Annotated in this window: 16 protein-coding genes; 10 read left to right on the top strand and 6 right to left on the bottom strand. The window is 66.1% G+C overall.

Translation table 11 applies throughout. The features are described from left to right. Positions 1 to 120: 120 nt before the first annotated feature. Together H7A86_RS13440 and H7A86_RS13435 are read left to right on the top strand one after the other, a co-directional pair. Positions 121 to 1,461 carry a dicarboxylate/amino acid:cation symporter gene (locus H7A86_RS13440; RefSeq protein WP_104581920.1) on the top strand — a complete coding sequence of 447 codons (1,341 nt, stop codon included), beginning with the start codon at positions 121 to 123 and terminating at the stop codon, positions 1,459 to 1,461. 9 nt (positions 1,462 to 1,470) lie between these two features. Beyond that, positions 1,471 to 2,313, top strand: coding sequence for a class I SAM-dependent methyltransferase (locus H7A86_RS13435; protein WP_180707891.1), 843 nt, complete (start codon positions 1,471 to 1,473; stop codon positions 2,311 to 2,313). A gap of 36 nt (positions 2,314 to 2,349) precedes the next feature. Here the strand turns inward: H7A86_RS13435 and H7A86_RS13430 are convergent, their stop codons facing one another. Further along, entirely contained in the window at positions 2,350 to 2,991 is a 642-nt protein-coding gene (locus H7A86_RS13430; protein ID WP_232099101.1) for a hypothetical protein, read from the bottom strand. Between the two features lie 250 nt (positions 2,992 to 3,241). Between H7A86_RS13430 and H7A86_RS13425 the strand changes: the two genes are divergently transcribed. Then, positions 3,242 to 3,733 (top strand): acyl-CoA thioesterase, encoded by a 492-nt coding sequence (locus H7A86_RS13425; RefSeq protein WP_104648042.1) that lies wholly within the window; start codon positions 3,242 to 3,244, stop codon positions 3,731 to 3,733. A 227-nt stretch (positions 3,734 to 3,960) separates the two neighbouring features. On the opposite strand, the gene H7A86_RS13420 is transcribed toward H7A86_RS13425, so the two are convergent. Continuing rightward, on the bottom strand, positions 3,961 to 4,710 hold the full coding sequence (locus H7A86_RS13420) for a C40 family peptidase (RefSeq protein WP_104581923.1): 750 nt from the start codon (positions 4,708 to 4,710) through the stop codon (positions 3,961 to 3,963). Positions 4,711 to 4,819: 109 nt separating this feature from the next. Next, the gene (locus H7A86_RS13415) at positions 4,820 to 5,428 is read right to left on the bottom strand and encodes a C40 family peptidase (RefSeq protein ID WP_180707890.1); all 609 of its coding nucleotides are present in this window, start codon (positions 5,426 to 5,428) and stop codon (positions 4,820 to 4,822) included. A 46-nt stretch (positions 5,429 to 5,474) separates the two neighbouring features. On the opposite strand from H7A86_RS13415, the gene H7A86_RS13410 reads away from it, so the two are divergent. The 7 genes from H7A86_RS13410 (at position 5,475) to H7A86_RS13380 (ending at position 11,492) form a co-directional block, all read left to right on the top strand. Continuing rightward, on the top strand, positions 5,475 to 5,954 hold the full coding sequence (locus tag H7A86_RS13410; RefSeq protein ID WP_115677565.1) for an FKBP-type peptidyl-prolyl cis-trans isomerase: 480 nt from the start codon (positions 5,475 to 5,477) through the stop codon (positions 5,952 to 5,954). Continuing rightward, on the top strand, positions 5,929 to 6,165 hold the full coding sequence (locus tag H7A86_RS13405) for a hypothetical protein (RefSeq protein ID WP_119128504.1): 237 nt from the start codon (positions 5,929 to 5,931) through the stop codon (positions 6,163 to 6,165). The genes H7A86_RS13410 and H7A86_RS13405 overlap by 26 nt, the downstream gene beginning before the upstream one ends. Beyond that, a complete protein-coding gene (locus H7A86_RS13400; protein ID WP_119131276.1) occupies positions 6,162 to 7,406 on the top strand; it encodes a DUF418 domain-containing protein in 1,245 nt (414 codons plus the stop codon). The genes H7A86_RS13405 and H7A86_RS13400 overlap by 4 nt, the downstream gene beginning before the upstream one ends. Positions 7,407 to 7,413: 7 nt before the next feature. Continuing rightward, positions 7,414 to 8,664 (top strand): NAD(P)/FAD-dependent oxidoreductase, encoded by a 1,251-nt coding sequence (locus tag H7A86_RS13395; RefSeq protein ID WP_119131277.1) that lies wholly within the window; start codon positions 7,414 to 7,416, stop codon positions 8,662 to 8,664. Continuing rightward, the gene (gene gorA, locus H7A86_RS13390; RefSeq protein ID WP_119131278.1) at positions 8,661 to 10,031 is read left to right on the top strand and encodes a glutathione-disulfide reductase; all 1,371 of its coding nucleotides are present in this window, start codon (positions 8,661 to 8,663) and stop codon (positions 10,029 to 10,031) included. Before H7A86_RS13395 ends, gorA begins: the two co-directional genes overlap by 4 nt. A gap of 314 nt (positions 10,032 to 10,345) precedes the next feature. Further along, positions 10,346 to 10,753, top strand: a complete 408-nt coding sequence (locus tag H7A86_RS13385) for an MGMT family protein (protein WP_119131279.1) — start codon at positions 10,346 to 10,348, stop codon at positions 10,751 to 10,753. A 40-nt stretch (positions 10,754 to 10,793) separates the two neighbouring features. After that, positions 10,794 to 11,492: a rhomboid family intramembrane serine protease gene (locus tag H7A86_RS13380; RefSeq protein WP_026064941.1), complete on the top strand. Its 699-nt coding sequence runs from the start codon at positions 10,794 to 10,796 to the stop codon at positions 11,490 to 11,492. Between the two features lie 216 nt (positions 11,493 to 11,708). Here the strand turns inward: H7A86_RS13380 and H7A86_RS13375 are convergent, their stop codons facing one another. The 3 genes from H7A86_RS13375 to H7A86_RS13365 all read right to left on the bottom strand — a co-directional run bounded on the left by H7A86_RS13375 (position 11,709) and on the right by H7A86_RS13365 (position 18,477). Beyond that, entirely contained in the window at positions 11,709 to 13,721 is a 2,013-nt protein-coding gene (locus tag H7A86_RS13375; protein ID WP_119128509.1) for a M13 family metallopeptidase, read from the bottom strand. 173 nt (positions 13,722 to 13,894) lie between these two features. Beyond that, on the bottom strand, positions 13,895 to 15,994 hold the full coding sequence (locus tag H7A86_RS13370; protein ID WP_119131280.1) for a M13 family metallopeptidase: 2,100 nt from the start codon (positions 15,992 to 15,994) through the stop codon (positions 13,895 to 13,897). Positions 15,995 to 16,374: 380 nt separating this feature from the next. Beyond that, on the bottom strand, positions 16,375 to 18,477 hold the full coding sequence (locus H7A86_RS13365) for a M13 family metallopeptidase (protein ID WP_180708153.1): 2,103 nt from the start codon (positions 18,475 to 18,477) through the stop codon (positions 16,375 to 16,377). Positions 18,478 to 18,666 lie beyond the last annotated feature (189 nt).

Here is an 18,666-nt window from a genome sequence, read left to right as displayed (position 1 = left end):
CCTATTATGCCGGCATGCCTGGTGTCACACAGATGACACGCCGCTGTTCCAGTCGTGGCCTCGCGGGCGGCGCGGGCCTGGGCTATGGTGCATGCACTCTCCCCCCGGATGACTCGACGCATGACATTGGTCTCGGCCTGGTTGCGCATTCCGTTCTGGCAACGCGTGGTGGCCGGCTTCGTGCTCGGCGCGCTGGCCGGCTGGGCCATGGGCCCGGCGGCCGATGTGTGGTTCGGCCCGCTCGGTGACCTGTATGTCACCCTGATCAAGATGATCGCCATCCCACTGGTGTTCTTCGCGGTGATCAATGCGATCTCCTCGTTGCACGGGCAAAAATCCGTCGCCGCGCTCGGCGGGCGCACCTTCCTGTGGTTCGTCATCACCGCGGCGTTGGCGGTGGGCGTGGGCCTGGCGGTGGGCACGCTGATGCAGCCCGGCGCCGGCCATTTCAGCCTGAGCGTGGATTCGGCCTGGAAACCGCGCGATGTCCCCAGCCCGATCAAGGTGCTGCTGGATGTGGTGCCGTCCAATCCGTTCTTTGCGCTGACCGGCATCGGCACCAAGACCAATGCAGCCGGCGAAACGGTGCTGGCGGCCGGGCGCGGATCGATCCTGCCGGTGATCTTCTTCGCTGCGCTGCTGGGCTTTGCGATGGTCAAGCTCGGCGAGCGCGTGGCCGAGGCACGCAAGCTCACCGCGCAATTGAGCGACATCATGATCCAGGTCACCCGCTTCGTGCTGGAGATGACCCCGTTGGGCACCTTCGGGCTGATCGCCAGCCTGGTCGGCAGCTACGGCTTCGAGAAGCTGCTGCCGTTCGGCAATTTCGTGCTGGCGCTGTATGTGGCCTGCGCGATCCATATCGTGGTGGTCTACAGCAGCCTGTTGTTGCTGCACGGACTGAATCCGTGGAAGTTCTTCCGCGGCGCCGCGCCGGGCATGCAGGTGGCGTTCGTCAGTTCGTCGAGCTTTGCCGCGATGCCGGTGGCGATGCGTTCGATCACGCATAACCTGGGTGTCAGCAAGGACTATGCTGCGTTCGCGGTGCCGCTGGGCGCCAGCATCAAGATGGACGGCTGTGGCGCGATCTTTCCGGCCCTGTGCGCGGTGTTCATTGCGCAGTACACCGGCGTGCCGCTGACCGCAAACCAATACTTCGTGGTGTTGATTGCCTCGGTGCTCGGCAGCTTCGGCACGGCCGGCGTACCCGGCACCGCAGTGATCATGGCCACGGTGGTGCTCAGTGCGGCCAACCTGCCGCTGGAAGTGATCGGCTACCTGTACGCCATCGACCGCATCCTCGACATGATGCGCACCATGACCAACGTGACCGGGCAGATGCTGGTGCCGGTGCTGGTGGCCAAGGAGACCGGCCTGCTCGACAAGGCGGTCTACGAGTCGGCATCGACCAACGTGGGGCTGGAAGATCCACTGGCCGATCGCGCTCCGACGCAGCGCTGAGCGCCGGCGATGCGCGCCGGGTCTCCCACGCTGCGCGATCGCCTGCAGCAGGTGCCTGAACTGGAGAGCGTCGACGGCGTGTTCGTGCAGCGGTCGTTGGCCGACGACCCGTTCGAGCAGCAGTATCTGGAGGTTCGGCGCAAGGAAGGCCGGCTCTACACCGATGCACAGGTACGCAGCCTGCCGCGCCCCGGCGGCAAGCTCGGGGCGAGCCTGGAATGGCAGGTGCGTGCGCTGTCCAGCGCCTTGCTGGTCCGGCACCTGCGCGCGCAGGCAGGCGAGGGCGCCATTGCCGAACTGGGCTGCGGCAATGGCTGGCTGTCGCAGTTGCTGGCGCAGTCGCTGCAGCGCGATGTCTGCGGCATCGACGTCAATCGCACCGAACTGGCCCAGGCCGCGCGCGTGTTCGGCCACGACCAGCGCCTGAGTTTCATCGCCGCCGACATCCACACCCTGGCCCTGCCGCGCGATCTCTTCGACGTCATCGTGATCCCGGCCTGCATCCAGTATTTCGCCGACCCCGCGGCATTGGTCATCCGCCTGCTCGCCCAACTGCGCGACGGCGGCGAGCTGCATATCCTCGACAGCCCGCTGTATGCGGATGCGCACGCCGCCGATGCAAGCGCCGCGCGCAGCCTGCGCTACTTCACCGAGCTGGGTGTTCCGGCGCTGGCCGCGCACTACCACCAGCACACCTACGCCAGCTTCGACCGCTTTGCGGTGCAGCGCCTGTTCGACCCGCGAGGCCCGGGCGCGCGCCTGCGGCGGATGCTCAAGTTGAAGCAACCGCACTTTCCCTGGCTGTGTTTTCGCAAGCGGGACAACCTGACGCTGTTGGACAAGATCAGATAAATATCTCGCGCCGGCGCAGAAAAACGTGCCAAGGAGTCACCTTGCGCGAACGGCTTCCAACAACGTGGTGGCGTCCGGCGCCATGTGCTGTGCAACCCCGCCCACGACCGCGAAGAATACGATGACGCCACACATCGGCCAGATCGTATGGCGGACACATACCCACCACCAGCCCTGCGCCTGCACCTGGCGCATGCGTCGATAAAGTCCGCCGGCGATTGCCGCGTCGACCAGCAGTTCGGCCATCAGTACCGGAGCGGACCAGATCACCCAGCCAGCTGCGACCACGGCGACCATCGCCACTGCCATCAGCGTCAGTACCGCTGCCACAGGCAAGCCTGCTTCGCCATCCAGCTCCACGTTGGGCAACCCGTCCAAAAAACCGGAAGAGCTAGGAGACTCCCACGAGACTGAGCTGCCAGCCCCACTTGAGCCCCCACCGCTGCCGATCCAGTCTTGAGGTTTTTCCGTTGCGAGATCGACGAAATCCACATCGACCTCATCGATCTGCAGGTCGCTGCGCCGACGTATCCATGCCCACATCAGCAGCAGAAAGACGCCGTACGCTGCGACGATCGCCAATGGGTAGCGCAGCAGCATCGAGTCGAGGCCTGCTAGCTGCAGCGAATGAGAACCCACCAACCCAACTGCGGCCGTGACCAGCACGATGACACTCATTTGCAGGCGCGGCCAACCGAATCGTTGCAGTCGTTGGCGGGTATGCGCAATTGCTGTGGCTTGGCTTCGAGACATGAGGGGGGCTCAGCGTTACGACGACTGGAAATATTCAAGATCTAGTATTGGGCAGAACGCGACCGCCATGCTGACGGAATCAGGCTGCTCCGTATGACGGGCTCGCGATCATCTTGTGCATTTGCGTCCCACCCGCATGGCACACTGCCAGCTCATCCATTGACGAGGGCGGGCGGTGATTGGCCAACAGCGTGATCTGACATTTCGTTTTCTGGCCGAGCCCAGCGACGTCAACTTCGGCGGCAAGGTGCATGGCGGCGTGGTGATGAAGTGGATCGACCAGGTCGGTTTTGCCGCGGCCAGTGGCTGGAGCGGGCACTACTGCGTCACCGTGGCGGTGGGCGGCATTCGCTTCGTGGCGCCGGTGCGGATCGGCGATCTGGTCGCGGTATCGGCCAAGCTGGTCTACACCGGCCGCACCAGCATGCACTTCGCCATCGACGTGCGGGCACGCAGCCCGATGGGTGGCGACTCGCGGCTATGCACGCATTGCATCATCGTGTTCGTGGCGATGGACCCGGACGGCATCACCCCGGTGGCAGTGCCGTCCTGGCAGCCGGGTACCCCGGAAGACCAGCGCCTGGCCGAATACGCGCTCAAGGTGATGGAGCTGAGCAAGGGCATTGAGGACACCATGGCGCATTACCAGGCCGACACCTCGCGGTAACCTGCGGCGCGCGCTGCGCTGCGCCGTTGGCCCCGCCATGCGCGAGGTGCGACAGGCAGCCTGATGCTCGCTGCCTGCCACTTGGCACGGCGATGGATGCCACCCGCTGTCATGCAGCGGTCATGGGGCCTGCGGGACGCCCACGCGCGACGACGACGACGCAGCAAAAAGGCCGCGGGATCGCCGCGGCCTCTGTCATGCAATCGACGCAGTGTCCACGCAGTGGGTCAGAGCACCCGGCGTGCCTGGATGAACTTCTCGCTCCAATAGCCGCTGGCCAGCGAATCCACCCGCACGTCCTTGCCGCGGCTGGGCGCATGCAGGAACTTGCCATCGCCGACCACCAGGCCCACATGGTCGATGCGGCCGCGCCTGCCGAAGAACACCAGATCGCCGGCCTTGAGCGCGTTGGGGTCCTTGATCAGCTCGGCAGACTCGTCGCGTGCGATGTCGCGCGAGACGCGCGGCAGGTCGATGCCCAGGGCGGTCTTGAACACATAGCCGACCAGGCCGCTGCAGTCGAACCCTTCGGTGGACTCGCCGCCCCAGACGTACGGGGTGCCCAGCAGGGCCATGGCGCGTTGCAGGATCACCTGGACACGGCTGTCGGCCACGGCGTTCTGCGCGGCGTTGGCCGCACTCTGGGACACGTCGTAGTTGGCCAGCAGGCGGCTGAGGTCACCGGCGAACATCGCCGAACGGTCCATCAGCGGAATGGCGTCGTTGGCGGCCAGATGCGGAAGCAGGGCGGCCAGTGTTGCGGTGGCAGCGGCGTCGGCGCGGCTGCGGGTTGCGGCTTTCTCGGCGGCGACGGTGCTGTCCGGCGGGGCCGTCTGCGGAGCGGATGCGGTGCCGTTGGCGGTCTGTGCCAGGGCGGGAAGGGCTGCGAGCCAAAGAGCGGTGGCACATAGCAGGCGGAGCGGTTTCCGGGGCGGAAGCGGTGCGGCGCCAGTGATGATCTGTTCGTCGTTCGTCACGCGGGAATCACAATTCTGCTGTCGATGCGGGATGATGCCTTGGTGAAAGAATCGTTACGTTCAAAAAAGGTTAAATTTCCGTTTTGTGAAATGTGATTCACGTCACATATCAGGGCAAAACCCGCTTTGAGCCTGAATAATGGTCACGCCAGTAGGCGCCATCCAGGAAATCCAAGCGGACGGTACCGCCAGTGGTGGGGGCATGCACGAAGCGGCCTTCACCGACATAAATGCCGACGTGGGTCACGTTGCCGCTGGAGCCGAAGAACACCAGATCGCCGGTGGTCAGTTTCTCCTGCGGGATGCGGGGTCCCTGCACCGCGGCCAGTTCACGCGAGGTGCGTGGCAGCGCCAGCGCCAGCACGTCCTTGTAGACATAGGTGACCAGCCCGCTGCAGTCGAAGCCGGTTTCCGGCGTATTTCCGCCAAAGCGGTACGGCGTGCCGACCAGGCCCAGCGCACGCATCAGGATGTTGTTGGCGGCGGCCGGGTTCGACGGCGGCACCTGCGGCCAGACCCGCGGTGCCGGCGGCTTGGTGGCGGCCGGTCGGCGGACCGGCGCCTGTGCGCAACCGCCCAGCAGCACGAGCAGGCCCAGCAACGAACTGGCCGCCACGCGGCGGGCGCGGGCGGCGAAAACTGGCGTGATATGCATGGAGCCGGGATAATGGGCGGTTCGAAAGGTCGCCATGATGGCGGCGCACCCGGCGGCCGACAAGCCGTCCTCCACCGTCTGCCACCGGGCAGCCTATCCAGAGCCAGGCATGAAGATCGAAAAAGACAGCGTCGTCCGCTTCCACTACACCGTTTCCGAGCTCGGCCAGGAGCCGATCGAGAGCTCCAAGGAGCGTGACCCGTTGGCGATCATGATCGGCCACGGCAACATCATTCCGGGCCTGGAAGCGGCCATGATGGACAAGGAGGCCGGCGAGAGCTTCGGCGTGGACGTCAAGGCCACCGAAGCCTATGGCGAGTACCGCGAAGGCCTGAGCCAGCGCGTGCCCAAGAAGCACTTTGGCGCCACCAAGCTGGTACCGGGCACCCAGGTGGTGCTGCAGACCAACTTCGGCCCGCGCGCGGTGACGGTGCAGAAGGTCGGCATGAGCGTGGTCGACGTCGATCTCAATCACCCGATGGCGGGCAAGGACCTGCACTTCGACGTGGAGATCATCGAAGTGCGTGAAGCCACCCAGGAAGAGCGCGACCACGGGCATGTGCATGGCGAAGGCGGCCATCACCACTGAGCGCAGCCGTTATACGGTCTGTGAAGCGGGCGGACCGATGCGGGCAATCGGCAACATCGGCATGCCCCGCGTGGTGATGCCGATTCGCCCGCGCCGGTCGTGTTCGCCCGGCCAGCGTTCGCTGGATGTGTTTCTGCGGCCCGCCATTTCGGCGGGCTGCTTGCATGGTGCGCGCCGCGATCGCCGCGCCGTGCTGTCCGGGCCGCGATGAGCCCGCGCGATCTTCTGCTGCCCGTTGCAACCAGCGAGCGCATGGTGGTGCTGGACGTGCTGCGCGGTTTCGCGCTGCTGGGCATCCTGCTGATGAATATCGAAGCCTTCGTCGGTCCGCTCGATCTGGCGATCACCGGCGTGGAGCCGCATTGGCATGGTGTCGACCGGGTTGCCGATGCGCTGGTGTACCTGTTCGTGCAGGGCAAGTTCTACACGCTGTTCTCGCTGCTGTTCGGCATGGGGTTTGCGGTGATGGCGCAGCGCGCCGCGCAGGCCGGGCGCGGGTTGGTCGGCCCTTATCTGCGTCGCACCGGTGCGCTGCTGGCGATCGGGCTGGCGCATGCGCTGCTGCTGTGGTCCGGCGATATTCTGGTGACCTACGCCTTGCTCGCTTTGCTGCTGCTGGCCACGCGCGCGGTGCCGACGGTGACGCTGCCGTGGTTTGCCGTGCTGGTCTACTGCTGCGCGCCCGGGTTGATGCTGCTGTACGGCGTCGCGGGCACGTTGACGCAGCTGGACCCGGCATCTGCAGTGGAATGGAAGGCCGCAGTGGCCGACGCAGCGCAACAGGCGGCAGCCAACGTGCAGGCGCAGCGCGCCGCCTTCGGTGGCGGCAGCTATGCGCAGGCCACGCTGCAGCGCTGGCATGACCTGCAGCAGGCAATGACCGGGCTGAGCATCAACGGCCCGGCGATGCTCGGCATGTTCCTGCTGGGCAGCTGGTTCGTGCGCAGCGGTGCAATCGCCGCGCCCGAGCGCTTTCCGCGCCTGTTCCGGGGCTTGCGCTACGGTGCGCTGCCGCTCGGGCTGGGCGTGATGGCGGTGAGCTACGCGCTGGAGCCGTGGATCGATCCGGCGCGCCTGGATCTGCGCCTGTCGGGTGCCTTCGCGCTGGCGCTGATTGCCGGCCCGCTGATGAGCCTGGGCTATGCGGCGTGGGTGGTACGCCTGGCGCCGCGCCTGGCATGGCTGGCGCCCGCCGGACGCATGGCGCTGACCAACTACCTGATGCAGTCGTTGGTGTGCACGTGGATCTTCTACGGTTACGGGCTTGGCTACTTCGAACAGCTGCCGCGCGTATGGCAACTGCCGTTCGCGCTGGTGCTGTTTGCGCTGCAGGTGGTGCTGAGCCAGCTGTGGCTGCGCTGGTTCCGCTTCGGGCCGGTGGAATGGCTATGGCGCAGCGTGACCTATCTGCGCGTGCCGCCGATGCGTCGCAGCAGTGCGCGCGTGGGGTAGTGCGCACATGAGCGGCGCGCCTGTCGATGTGGTGGTGGTTGGTGCCGGCGCCATCGGCCTGGCGACCGCGCTGGCCCTGGTCGAGGCGGGGCGGCAGGTGCACGTGCTCGATGCCGGTGCGGTGGGTGCGGCAACTTCGTACGGCAACTGCGGCACCATCACGCCGAGCCATGCGCCGCCGCTGGCAGCGCCGGGCATGATCGCGCAGGCGCTGAAGTGGATGCTGACGCCGGACGCGCCGCTGTATATCCGGCCACGCCTGGATCCGGCGCTGTGGCGCTGGTTGCTGCGGTTTGCGCAGCGCTGCAATACGCGTCACTGGCAGGCCAGCGCGCAGGCGCGCGCGGCGTTGCTGGGCGATGCGCGACACCGCTTCGACGATTGGGTCGAGCGCTATGCACTGGACTGCGAATTTCGCAGCGATGGGCTGGACTACGTGTTCGGCGATGCGCGCCGCTTTGCGCAGTATCGCCACGAGTGCGGCGTGCTTGCACAGTGGGGCATCCAGGCCGAGATCATCGAGGGCGCCGACTATCTGCGCCAGGACCCGGCATTTCGCGCAGGCATTGCCGGTGCGATCCATTTCCCCGGCGATGCGCATCTGCGTCCGGAGCGCTACACCGCAGAACTGGCAAGGGTGCTGCGCGCGCGCGGTGCGGTGATCCAGGCGCAGTGCCGCGTCGATGCGGTGGTGCCGGACGCACGCGGCGCGTGCGTGCACACCGAGCGCGGGCGATGGCAGGCACGCGAGGTGGTCATCGCAACCGGCCCGTGGTCGCCGGTGCTGGCGGCGCAGCTGGGGCTGCGCTTGCCGGTGCAGGCCGGCAAGGGCTATTCGATCACCTATACCGCCCCGGCATCGATGCCGCGCCGCCCGGTGGTGCTGAAGGACCGTTGGGTGTTCGTGGTGCCGTGGCGCGATCGTCTGCGTATCGGCAGCACGATGGAATTCTCCGGACGCGACACCCGCCTCAACCCCACGCGCCTGGCGGCGCTGGAGCGCGCAGCGGCCGATTATCTGCATGCGCCGGCCGGCCCGGCCGTGATCGAGCGCTGGTATGGATGGCGGCCGATGACCTGGGACGACGTGCCGGTGCTGGGGCCGGTGCCGGGGCGTCCTCACGTCTGGCTCGCAGCCGGGCATGGCATGCTCGGCATCAGCATGAGCACTGCAAGCGGACAACTGATGGCCGACCTGATCACGGGCCGCGCACCTGCGCTGGACCCGCATCCTTACCGGGCGGAGCGATTCGCGTGAGTGCCCGATACGACTACGATGTGGTGATCCTGGGCGGCGGCTCCGGTGGATTGGCCGCTGCGTTTCGCGCGGCCAGGCACGGTGCACGCGTGGCAGTGATGGAGCCGAACGAATTGGGTGGCACCTGCGTCAATCTCGGCTGCGTGCCGAAGAAGGCGATGTGGCTGGCGGCCGATCTGGCCGGCAAGATCGAGCTGGCCGGGGCGCTGGGTTTCGATGTGTCGCGACCGACATTGGCCTGGCAGGAACTGGTCACGCACCGGCAGGGCTACATCAACAACATCCACGCCAGTTATCGGCGTCGGCTCAACGAAGATGGCGTGGTCATGATTCCGCAGCGCGGCGTGCTGCAGGATCGCCATACCATCATGGGCGGCGATGGCGTGCCCGTTACCGCCGAGCACATCGTGATCGCAACCGGTGCGCATCCGCTGCGGCCGGACATCGACGGTGTGGAGCACGGTGAGGTGTCCGACGATTTCTTCAATCTCTGTCATGCGCCTGCGCAGGTGGCGATCGTCGGCGGCGGTTATATCGCGGTGGAGATCGCCGGCCTGCTGCAGGCGCTGGGCAGTCGCGTGCATCTGTTCGTGCAGGGCGATCGATTGCTGGAGCGCTTCGATGCCGAGCTGACCCTGCAACTGGCCGACAACCTGCGGCACCTGGGCGTGCGCCTGCATTTCGGTTTCTCCACCACCGGCCTGGAACGCGATGCACATGGCAAGCTGCGCGTGCACGGCCATCCCGCGCACCCCAGCGAGCAGGGCAACGACGTCTTCGACCAGGTGTTTTTCGCCACCGGCCGACGCGCCAACACAGCGGGGCTGGGTCTGGAAGCGGTCGGCGTGCGCCTGGGCGACAAGGGCGAGGTGGTGGTGGACGAAGGGCAGACCACCAGCGTGCCGAACATCCATGCCATCGGCGATGTCGGCGGCAAGGTCGGGCTGACGCCGGTAGCGATCGCGGCGGGTCGCAAGTTGATGGACCGCCTGTTCGGCAGGCAGCCGGATGCACGCATGGACTACGAAGGCGTGCCGAGCGTGGTGTTCTCGCATCCGCCGCTCGGGCAGGTCGGACTGACCGAGGAGCAGGCGCGCGCGCGGCACGGCAGTGCGGTACGCATCTACCGCAGCAACTTCCGTCCGATGTTGCATGCGCTGGCCGACGCGCCGCAGCGCAGCCTGTTCAAGCTGGTCTGCGTGGGCGAAGAAGAGCGCGTGGTCGGCGTGCACCTGCTGGGCGAAAGCGCCGACGAAATGCTGCAGGGGTTCGCGGTGGCCGTAAAGATGGGCGCGACCAAGCGCGACTTCGACGAGACCGTGGCAATCCATCCCACTTCGTCGGAAGAGATTGTGTTGATGCACTGATGCACTGATGCACTGTGCATCGATGCGGCTGTTGTGGCCGGACCAACGAGGGCATCAGGCCCTTGCCTGATGCCGGTACTGACGTCGGCCCCTGCGTTTCACAACGTGTGGCAGCCCCGCGCAACACCGCACGCTAGTTCTGCACCCGACGTAAGTGCGCTTGACGCAGGCCAGGGCCCTGCGAGCGAACAGATCAAAGCCCCTCTCCCCTCGGGAGAGGGGTTGGGGTGAGGGTCCGGCACAATCGGCGCGTCAATCAACTGCCGATCTGCCGTCCACAGCCGGTCATGCCTCATCGCTGGCATCCTTGCGCGATGTCCAAGCCCCGCAAACCAGTGACGCTTCCCCCTGCCGGCCCACCTGCGCGCGCCGGCTCCCACGGCGCGGCGCTCTCCAGCGAACAGGCGCGACTGCGCATCCTCGCCGCGATTCGCGCAATTCCTTCCGGCCAGGTCGCAGGCTATGGCGAGGTCGCACTGCGCGCCGGCCTGCCCGGACGGGCGCGGCTGGTGGCCCGCGTGCTCAGCGGCAATGACGATCCGCACCTGCCCTGGCACCGGGTGCTGCGCAGCGATGGCCGGATCGCATTGCCGGACGGCTCTTCCGGCTACCGTGAGCAATGTCGGCGGCTGCGTGCCGAAGGCGTGGCGGTCGAGCAGGGCCGGGTGCGCCGCGCCAGTGCCGCGCAGCGGCTGGATGCCGCCGTGTGGGGACCTTCATAAGCCTGACGTTATGATGGTTGGCATTCCGAAGGATGCCGTCATGCCCCAACTGCCGCCCGTCACCAAAGCGTTGTTGATCGCCAATATTGGCTTGTTCCTGCTGCAATGGGCACTGGGCGACCTGGGCGCCGGCGTGCTGCCCTCCGATGCGGCGCTGTCGTCGCTGATGCTGTGGCCGATCTCCAACGGCTTCGATGCGTTCTCGCCCGGCGCCAGCTTCATGCCGTGGCAGTTGCTGACCTATGCGTTCCTGCATGGCGGCTTCAACCATCTGTTCTTCAACATGCTGGCACTTTTCATGTTCGGTGCGGCACTGGAGCAGACCTGGGGCCAGAAGCGCTTTCTGACCTACTACCTGGTGTGCGTGGCCGGTGCCGGCGTGTGCCAGTTGCTGATGGCCTGGTTCACCCAGAGCGGGGCGCCGGTGGTAGGTGCGTCGGGCGGTGTGTTCGGCCTGTTGCTGGCCTACGGGATGCTGTTTCCGAATCAGCGGGTGATGCTGCTGTTTCCGCCAATCCCGATGAAGGCGCGCACCTTCGTGATCGTGTTCGGTGCGATCGAGCTGTTCCTGGGCGCAACCGGCTGGCAGCCGGGCGTGGCCCACTTCGCGCATCTGGGCGGCATGCTGTTCGGCTGGCTGATGATTCGTTACTGGCGCGGGCAGTCGCCGTTTGGCGGTAGCGGCGGCAGGAAAGGCGGTGGCAAGGGGCGCAAGCCGCCGCTGCGCGTGGTGCGCTGAGGTCCGGCAACGCATCGCCTCGTAGGAGCGGACCTGGCCGCGACGGCGGTTTATCGGTAAAGCCTTGTCGCGGCCAGGTCCGCTCCTACGACCAGGGTGTTTCAGGCTGGTAGGCAGATCGATAAACGCCGGAGACAAAAAAAGAGCGCGGATTCCGCGCTCTTTTTCATTGCCTGCCACCGTGTGTTGATGGGCAGTGACGTCCTGGCGCCTGAATCAGCGCCAGATCTTCAACTGCTCGGCATCCACGCGCTGCATCGGCTGGCCGGCCTTGCAGCTGAACGCCGCACCGAACTCGGGCAGGTTGGACAGCGGGCCGTTGGTGCGCCACTGGCCCGGTGCACGGATGTCGGCGCTGGCGCGCTGCACCGCTTCGTTTGGCGACAGCTGCTGGGCCCACAAGCCGGCCCAGGCGGTGAAGAAGGCCTGCTTGTCGGCCTCGGTGGCGGCGGGCTGTGCCTTGCTGAAGGCCTGCCAGGCCAGTTCGATACCGGCCAGATCGGCCAGGTTTTCTTCGGCGGTCTGCGCGCCGTTGACCTTGACGTTGGGCACGCCCGGATACGGGTAGGCGCCAAACTGCTCGGCCACCTTGCCGGTCAGCAGGGTCCAGCTGGTCTTTTCGGCCGGCGTCCACCAGCTGCGCAATTCGCCCTTGGCATCCACCAGCGAACCCTTGGCGTCAATGGCACGGGTGATTTCGTGGGCGACCAGCGCGCCGTAGGCGCCGTACTGCGCGGCCGGCGTACTGCCGGCGGTGAGCACCGGCGGCTGCAGCACGGCGGCAGTGATGATCAGGCGGTTCTGCGCGATGTCGTAGGCCACTGCCGGCTGCTGCGGCAGCACATCCCAACGACGGTCGGCGTTGCCCTTGCCGATGCGCTTCATCTCCTCGCGGTGGCGCCAGGTCGAGGCGATCAGCATGTTGCCGCCGAAGCTGCCGCGGCCCATCGGCTGCACGGTGTAATCCAGATCGCGACGCGGCGCGCCGACTTCGATCTTCATCGCCGCCAGCTTGGCCTTGGCTTCGGCCACTACCTCACCGTTGCCCCAGCCGGTGCGCTCCAGCGCGGCCAGCTGTGCGTCGCGCATCTGGTCGGCGATGGCTTCGGCCTGGCGGCGCGTGTCGCTGCTCAGATAGCGCGCCACATATTCGCGGCCGAGCATCGGGCCGGCGGCGATGTTGATCGCGTCCAGCACCTGCTGCCAGCGCTGCGGCGGCAGGGCATCGCCACGCAGCAGACGGCCGCGGAACTGGTACTCGGCATCGTGGAAGCTCTTGGACAGGTACGGCGCCATCGCATCGCCCACGCGCCAGCGCAGATAGGCCTTCCACTGTTCCGGCTTGATGCTGACGATCATGCTGTCGAGCTGCTTGAACATGGCCGGGTCGGCCATCGACACCAGGTCGTCCTTGACGCCCTGCGCTTCCAGGAAGTCGGCCAGGCGCAGGTTCTTGTACTGCTTGGTCAGCTCCTTGGTGGCGATCGGGGCGTAGTTGTTGAACGGGTTGTTGATGCCCTGCACCGACTGCGCGCTGCGTGCCAGCGCGGTCTCGATCTGCAGCACCGAGGCGGCATCGGCGTCGAGCTTGTCGGCGGCGGTGCCGGTGAGCGCCAGGATCTGCTTGACGTAGGCGCGGTAGCGGCCCATCAGCGCCTGGGTGTCGGCATCGGTACGGGTGTAGAAGGCCGGGTCGGGCAGGCCCATGCCGCCCTGCATGAAGTAGCCGATGTGGCGGTCGAGTGCCTTCAGGTCCACGTCTGGACCGAAGTTGAAGCCGACCGGGATGCCGACCTGGTGCAGTGCGGCGATGGAAGCGGGCACATCCTTGGCCTTCTTGATCGCATCGATGCGCGACAGCAACGGAGCGATCGGATTGGAGCCGTCTTTTTCCACGGCGGCCTCATCCAGGCCGCTGGCCCAGAAGTCGCCGAGCAGTTTCTGCACGTTGCCCTGCGGTGCCTTCATCGACGCATCCAGCAAGTCGCGTTGCTGCTGCAGCGCGCGCTCGGACAGCTGGCCCAGTGCGGTGACGGCACCAGCCTGCGGCATCGGGTTGGCCTTCAGCCAGCCGGCGTTGGCGTAATCGTAGAAGTTGGTGCAGGCCGCCGAGACGGCCGGGGCCTTGGGGGCAGCCTTCTTCTTGCGAGCGGCGTCGGCGTCGGGGGCGGACAGCAGCGTGATCAGGCTGAAGCCAAGAGCGAGGGCAAGCGGACGAATGGTGGGCATCGAGAAGACGGGTGGCCAGAGTAAAGTCGGCGGAGTTTAGCAAGGCTGCGTGCTGCGCAGGCATGTGCCCGCTGCCGTTCGTCTCCGCTGCTGGGCGTTTGCGTGAACGCGACAGGCCCGCGTGTGCGGGCCCGTGCGGTCGGTGGTGGGTAGGTGGAAGCGCTTGCAGCCGGTTACCAGATCACCACGCGGTCCTTGTCCGGGCGCACCATCGCATCGCCGGGCTTGCAGGCGAAGGCGTGGGCGAACTGCGGCATGTTGGACGGCGAGGCGTTCGCGCGCAGGTTGTCGGGGGCATGCAGGTTGCTTGCCAGATCGACCAGTTGCTGCTTCTCACGCATCTGCCCGCGCCAGCTGAGCGCAAACCCCAGGAAAAAGCGTTGATCCGGTGTGTAGCCATCGACGGAGGCTGCCCGCTCGGGATGCGCCCGCAATGCCGCCTGTAGCGCGTCGTAGGCGACATTGGTGCCGCCCAGATCGGCGATGTTTTCGCCAAGGGTGAGCTTGCCATTGACGTGCAGGTCGGGGTGGTCGGGCAGTGGAGCGTAGGCATCGAACTGTCGAACCAGGGCATCGGCCCGCTGCTCGAATACCTTGCGATCCTGTGGCGTCCACCAGTTCACGTTGTTGCCCGCACCATCGAACTGGCTGCCCTGGTCGTCGAAGCCGTGCATGGCTTCATGTCCGATCGTTGCACCGATACCGCCATAGTTGAGGGCATCGTCGGCCTTAGGGTCGAAGAACGGTGGCTGCAGGATGCCTGCCGGGAAGTTGATGGAGTTGGCGCTGGGGTCGTAGTAGGCGTTGACGGTCTGCGGGGTCATCGCCCAACGGGTGCGGTCGGTCGGCTTGCCGATCTGGGCGATGTCGTAGCGATAGTTGAATGTGGCCGCTGCCTGCAGATTGCGGTAATACGCGCCGGGAACGATCTCCAGCCCGGACCAGTCGCGCCAGGTATCGGGGTAGCCGATCTTCGGCTGGAAGGTTTGCCACTTGGCCAGCGCCTTGGCCTCGGTCTGCGCGCTCATCCAGTCGACGTGTTCGATACGTACCTTGAGCGCAGCGCGAATGTTGTCCACCAGCTCGCTGGCGCGCTGCTTGGTTTCGGGGGTGAACATCCTGGCCACATACAGCTGGCCCAGGCCTTCGCCCATGCTGGTATTGACCCTGCGCAGCACGCGCTTCCAGCGGGGTTCCTGTTCCGGTTGCCCGTGCAGCGTCTTGCCGTAAAACGCAAAGTTGTTGTCGGCGAAGGGCTTGCTGAGGTCGCCGGATGCATCGTCGATGGTATGGAAGCGCAGGTAGGCCTGCCACTGCGCGATCGGAGCGCTGGCGAGCTGGCGGTCGAACTCTGCGAAGAAGCGCGGATGCGACAGCGAGAAGCCGGACCCTGCGTCCACGCCCTGGGCGGCGAAGAAGCGCGTCCAGGAGAAGTGTGGCGTCAGTTTGTCCGCTTCGGCCAGGCTGACGAAGTGATACTGATTCTGCGGTTGACGTGCCTCGACCCGGCTCAACGTAGCAGCCGCCAGGCGCGTTTCCAGCGCAAGCACGTCGTTGGCTTGCGCACGCGCTGCGTCTTTGGCAATGCCGGTGAGTTCGAGCGACTTGGCGATGTAGTCCAGATACGCCGCACGGATGGGCGCGTACTCGGCGGCGCTGTAGTACTCCTTGGTCGGCAAACCCAGGCCGCCCTCGGTGGCGAAGGCGATCTGCATGTCCGCCGTGTGGAAATCGGCGCCGGCGCCGAAGTAGAAGACCTGCGCGTCGCCCTCTGCGTAGCGGCCGGTGATGTAATCGGCGACCTGCCTGCCGGAGGTCAGCGCGGCGATGGCTTCCAGTTGCCGACGGATCGGTTGGTCACCCGCAGCCTCGATCGCGGCTTCGTCCATGCCCGACGCATACAGCATGCCGATCTTGCGGGCCACCGGATCGGCCTGTGCGCCTGCGTGCTTGGCTGCGGCTTCAGCGATCTCACGCTGCACGAGTTCGCTTTGTTCAGTCAGGATGTCGCTGACGCCCCAACTGGTGCGATCTGCCGGTATCGGGTTGGCCTTGCGCCATTTTTCGTTGACGAAGTTGTCCAGGTCCTGGCACGCGCTTGTTGTCGGATCCAGTTCGCCGATGTCCAGCGCCGACTTGGATGGGGCGAGGGTCGCCGCAGGCGCCAGCGCGTCCGGCGTCTTCGTGGCGCTGCCGTCGTCGGAGGCGCGCTTGCAGCCGGCCAGTGCGATCAGCAGGCTGAGGGCGAGTGTCGAGGTCTTGATGGCTGACATGGCGGAAATGGGCAGGAAGGAGCGCCGAGGATAGGCGGGCGCTGCCGTGCCGGCACGCAGGCTTGAGCTTTATTGAGACTTGTTTTGAAGGCGACGAGGGGTGGGGCACCGATGCCCGATGGCATGGCCCGAAAAAGGAACGAGAGTGCGCCGTGGCAGGCCGCCTGAGGGTGTAAATGGCAAGGGGAGACGCAAAGAGAGGCGGCCTGCGTAAGTTGCGCCACCTGCAGCAAGCCGCGTCCGATGCGCGATGCACGTCTTGAATCTGCCACCTGCAGGCGTAGCGCGCGATCTTGGCGGCATCACATTCCACTGCCGCAAAACAAAAGGGGCGACGATCTCTCGATCGCCGCCCCCCGTTGTTTGCAGCTACCGTGCAATTACCAGATCACCACCTGCTTGTCGCCCTGGCGCACCATCGGATCGCCGGCCTTGCACGAGAACGCGGCGGCAAACGCCGGCATGTTCGACGGGGCGCCGATGGCGCGGAAGTTGGCCGGTGCATGCGGATCGGTCTTCAGGCGCACCACCAGTTCTTCCGGAGTGAAGTTGCGGCGCCACACTGTTGCCCAGTTGAGGAAGAAGCGCTGGTCGCGGGTGATGCCGTCGGTCTTGGGATCGTCCTTGCCGGCGGTGGCGGTCTTCATCGCGTCGTAGGCGGTGTTGAGGCCGCCCAGGTCGGCGATGTTTTCGCCCAGGGTCAGGTCGCCCTTGACCTTGTCGCCGGCCGGGGTGCGGTAGCCGTCGAACTGCGCGACCAGCTTGCCGGTGCGCGCCTTGAATGCGTCCAGGTCCTTCTGCGTCCACCAGCCCGGATCGGCGATGAAGTTGCCGTCGGCACCGAAGCGGCTGCCCTGGTCGTCGTAGCCGTGGGTCATCTCATGCCCGATCACCGCACCGATGCCGCCGTAGTTCATTTCCTCCGGCGCATTGGGGTCGAAGAATGGCGGCTGCAGGATCGCGGCCGGGAACACGATCTCGTTCTGCAGCGGGTTGTAGTAGGCGTTGACCGTCTGCGGGCTCATGCCCCATTCGGTCTTGTCCACCGGCTTGCCGATCTTGGACAGGTTCCACTTGTAGTTGTACTCGGACGCGGCCATCACGTTGCCCAGGTAGCTGTCGCGGCTGGTGGTCAAGCCGTTCCACTCGCGCCACTTTTCCGGGTAGCCGATCTTGGGCGTAAAGCTCTCCCACTTGGCGATCGCCTTGGTCTTGGTCTCTGGGCTCATCCAGTCCAGCTTTTCGATGCGGGCCTTCAGCGCAGTGCGCAGATTGGTCACCAGGGTTTCCATCTTGGCCTTGGAATCGGCCGGGAAGGCGACCTTGACGTACATCTGGCCCAGCGCTTCGCCGGTCTGGCCGTTGATGGTGGCCAGCACGCGCTTCCAGCGCGGCTTGATTTGCTTCTGCCCGCGCAGGGTCTGGTTGTAGAACGCGAAGTTCTCATCGACGAACGGCTGGCTCAGGAACGGCGAGGCGCCATCGACGGTGTGGAAGCGCAGGTAGGCACGCCAGATCGCCGGATCGGTGTCGGCGATCATCTTGCTCACTTCCTGGTGGAAGGCCGGGATCGCCAGCGAGAACATCTCCGGCGTGGGGACGCCCTGCGACTTGAAGAACTCCGTCCACGACCAGTTGGGCGTCAGCTTGTCGGCTTCGGCCGGCGACATCGGGTTGTAGGCCAGTGACGCATCGCGCGACATCTGGGTGCTGGTCTTGGAGACCTTGGCCAGACGGGTTTCGAACGCGACCACCTGCTTGGCCTGCGCGGCGGCATCGGCCGCGGCCACGCCGGACAGTTCCAGCACCTTGGCCACGTGCGCCTGGTAGGCCTCCAGCTTGGCCTTGTTGGCGGCGCTGGTGTAGTACTCCGGGTCCGGCAGACCCAGCCCACCCTGCATGGCGTAGGCGATGTTCTGGCTGGACTTCTTGAAATCCGCCTCGGCGCCGAAGCCGAACAGCTCGTTGTTGCCCTTGGCCGCGCTGCTGCGCAGATAGTCGACCAGCTTGGCCTGGTCGCTGATGGCGTCGATCGCGGCCAGTTCCGGCTTCAGCGGCTCGATGCCCTGGGCATTGATCTTGGCCTCGTCCATGCCGGTGGACCACAGGTCGCCGACGATCTTCTCCACGCCGGTGGCGCCGGTGTCGGCTGCGGCCTGTTCGACCAGCTGCTGCTGGATCGCATTGGAGCGCTCGTCGAGCATCTCGAACGCGCCCCAGCTGGTGCGATCGCCCGGCACCGGGTTGGCGGCCAAAAACTTGGCGTTGGCGTAGGCATTCAAATCCGTGCAGGCATTGCCGTTGGGGTCCAGATCGGCGGCGGTGAACTGGTTCACGGCCGGCAGCTTGCTCTGGTCCAGGGTCAGGGTCTTGGGCGCAGCGGGGGTGGTTGCGGCGGTATTGGCCGCGGGCGCGGCCGGCGCGGCGTCTTCGGATTTCTTGCAACCGCTCAAGGCGGCGGCCACGGCCAGGGACAAGGTCAACAAATGAGGTGTACGAATCACAAAGGGCTCCAGGAGCAGATGTGGGACGCCCCGTCGCCGGGGCTGTGGCCGGCACTCTACGCCTCGCCAGCCGGATGGCATGGTGTCGAAGGTCATGGGTGCGGCGTGTGTAGAGGGGCGGGAGGCGGGCTCCGACGCAGCTGCAGTAGGGGACGCACTAAAAAAAAC

The sequence above is a fragment of the Xanthomonas euroxanthea genome (assembly GCF_903989455.1).
GTDB classification, from domain to species: Bacteria; Pseudomonadota; Gammaproteobacteria; order Xanthomonadales; family Xanthomonadaceae; genus Xanthomonas; species Xanthomonas euroxanthea.
This window is presented reverse-complemented; position numbering and strand designations above follow the sequence as displayed.

What these genes read in the sequence shown, in the direction of transcription:
- H7A86_RS13440 (WP_104581920.1), top strand. Translation starts at nt 121, where the DNA reads ATGACATTGGTCTCGGCCTGGTTGCGCATTCCGTTCTGGCAACGCGTG.
- H7A86_RS13435 (WP_180707891.1), top strand. Translation starts at nt 1,471, where the DNA reads ATGCGCGCCGGGTCTCCCACGCTGCGCGATCGCCTGCAGCAGGTGCCT.
- H7A86_RS13430 (WP_232099101.1), bottom strand. Translation starts at nt 2,991, where the DNA reads ATGAGTGTCATCGTGCTGGTCACGGCCGCAGTTGGGTTGGTGGGTTCT.
- H7A86_RS13410 (WP_115677565.1), top strand. Translation starts at nt 5,475, where the DNA reads ATGAAGATCGAAAAAGACAGCGTCGTCCGCTTCCACTACACCGTTTCC.
- H7A86_RS13405 (WP_119128504.1), top strand. Translation starts at nt 5,929, where the DNA reads ATGGCGAAGGCGGCCATCACCACTGAGCGCAGCCGTTATACGGTCTGT.
- H7A86_RS13400 (WP_119131276.1), top strand. Translation starts at nt 6,162, where the DNA reads ATGAGCCCGCGCGATCTTCTGCTGCCCGTTGCAACCAGCGAGCGCATG.
- H7A86_RS13395 (WP_119131277.1), top strand. Translation starts at nt 7,414, where the DNA reads ATGAGCGGCGCGCCTGTCGATGTGGTGGTGGTTGGTGCCGGCGCCATC.
- H7A86_RS13385 (WP_119131279.1), top strand. Translation starts at nt 10,346, where the DNA reads ATGTCCAAGCCCCGCAAACCAGTGACGCTTCCCCCTGCCGGCCCACCT.
- H7A86_RS13380 (WP_026064941.1), top strand. Translation starts at nt 10,794, where the DNA reads ATGCCCCAACTGCCGCCCGTCACCAAAGCGTTGTTGATCGCCAATATT.
- H7A86_RS13375 (WP_119128509.1), bottom strand. Translation starts at nt 13,721, where the DNA reads ATGCCCACCATTCGTCCGCTTGCCCTCGCTCTTGGCTTCAGCCTGATC.
- H7A86_RS13370 (WP_119131280.1), bottom strand. Translation starts at nt 15,994, where the DNA reads ATGTCAGCCATCAAGACCTCGACACTCGCCCTCAGCCTGCTGATCGCA.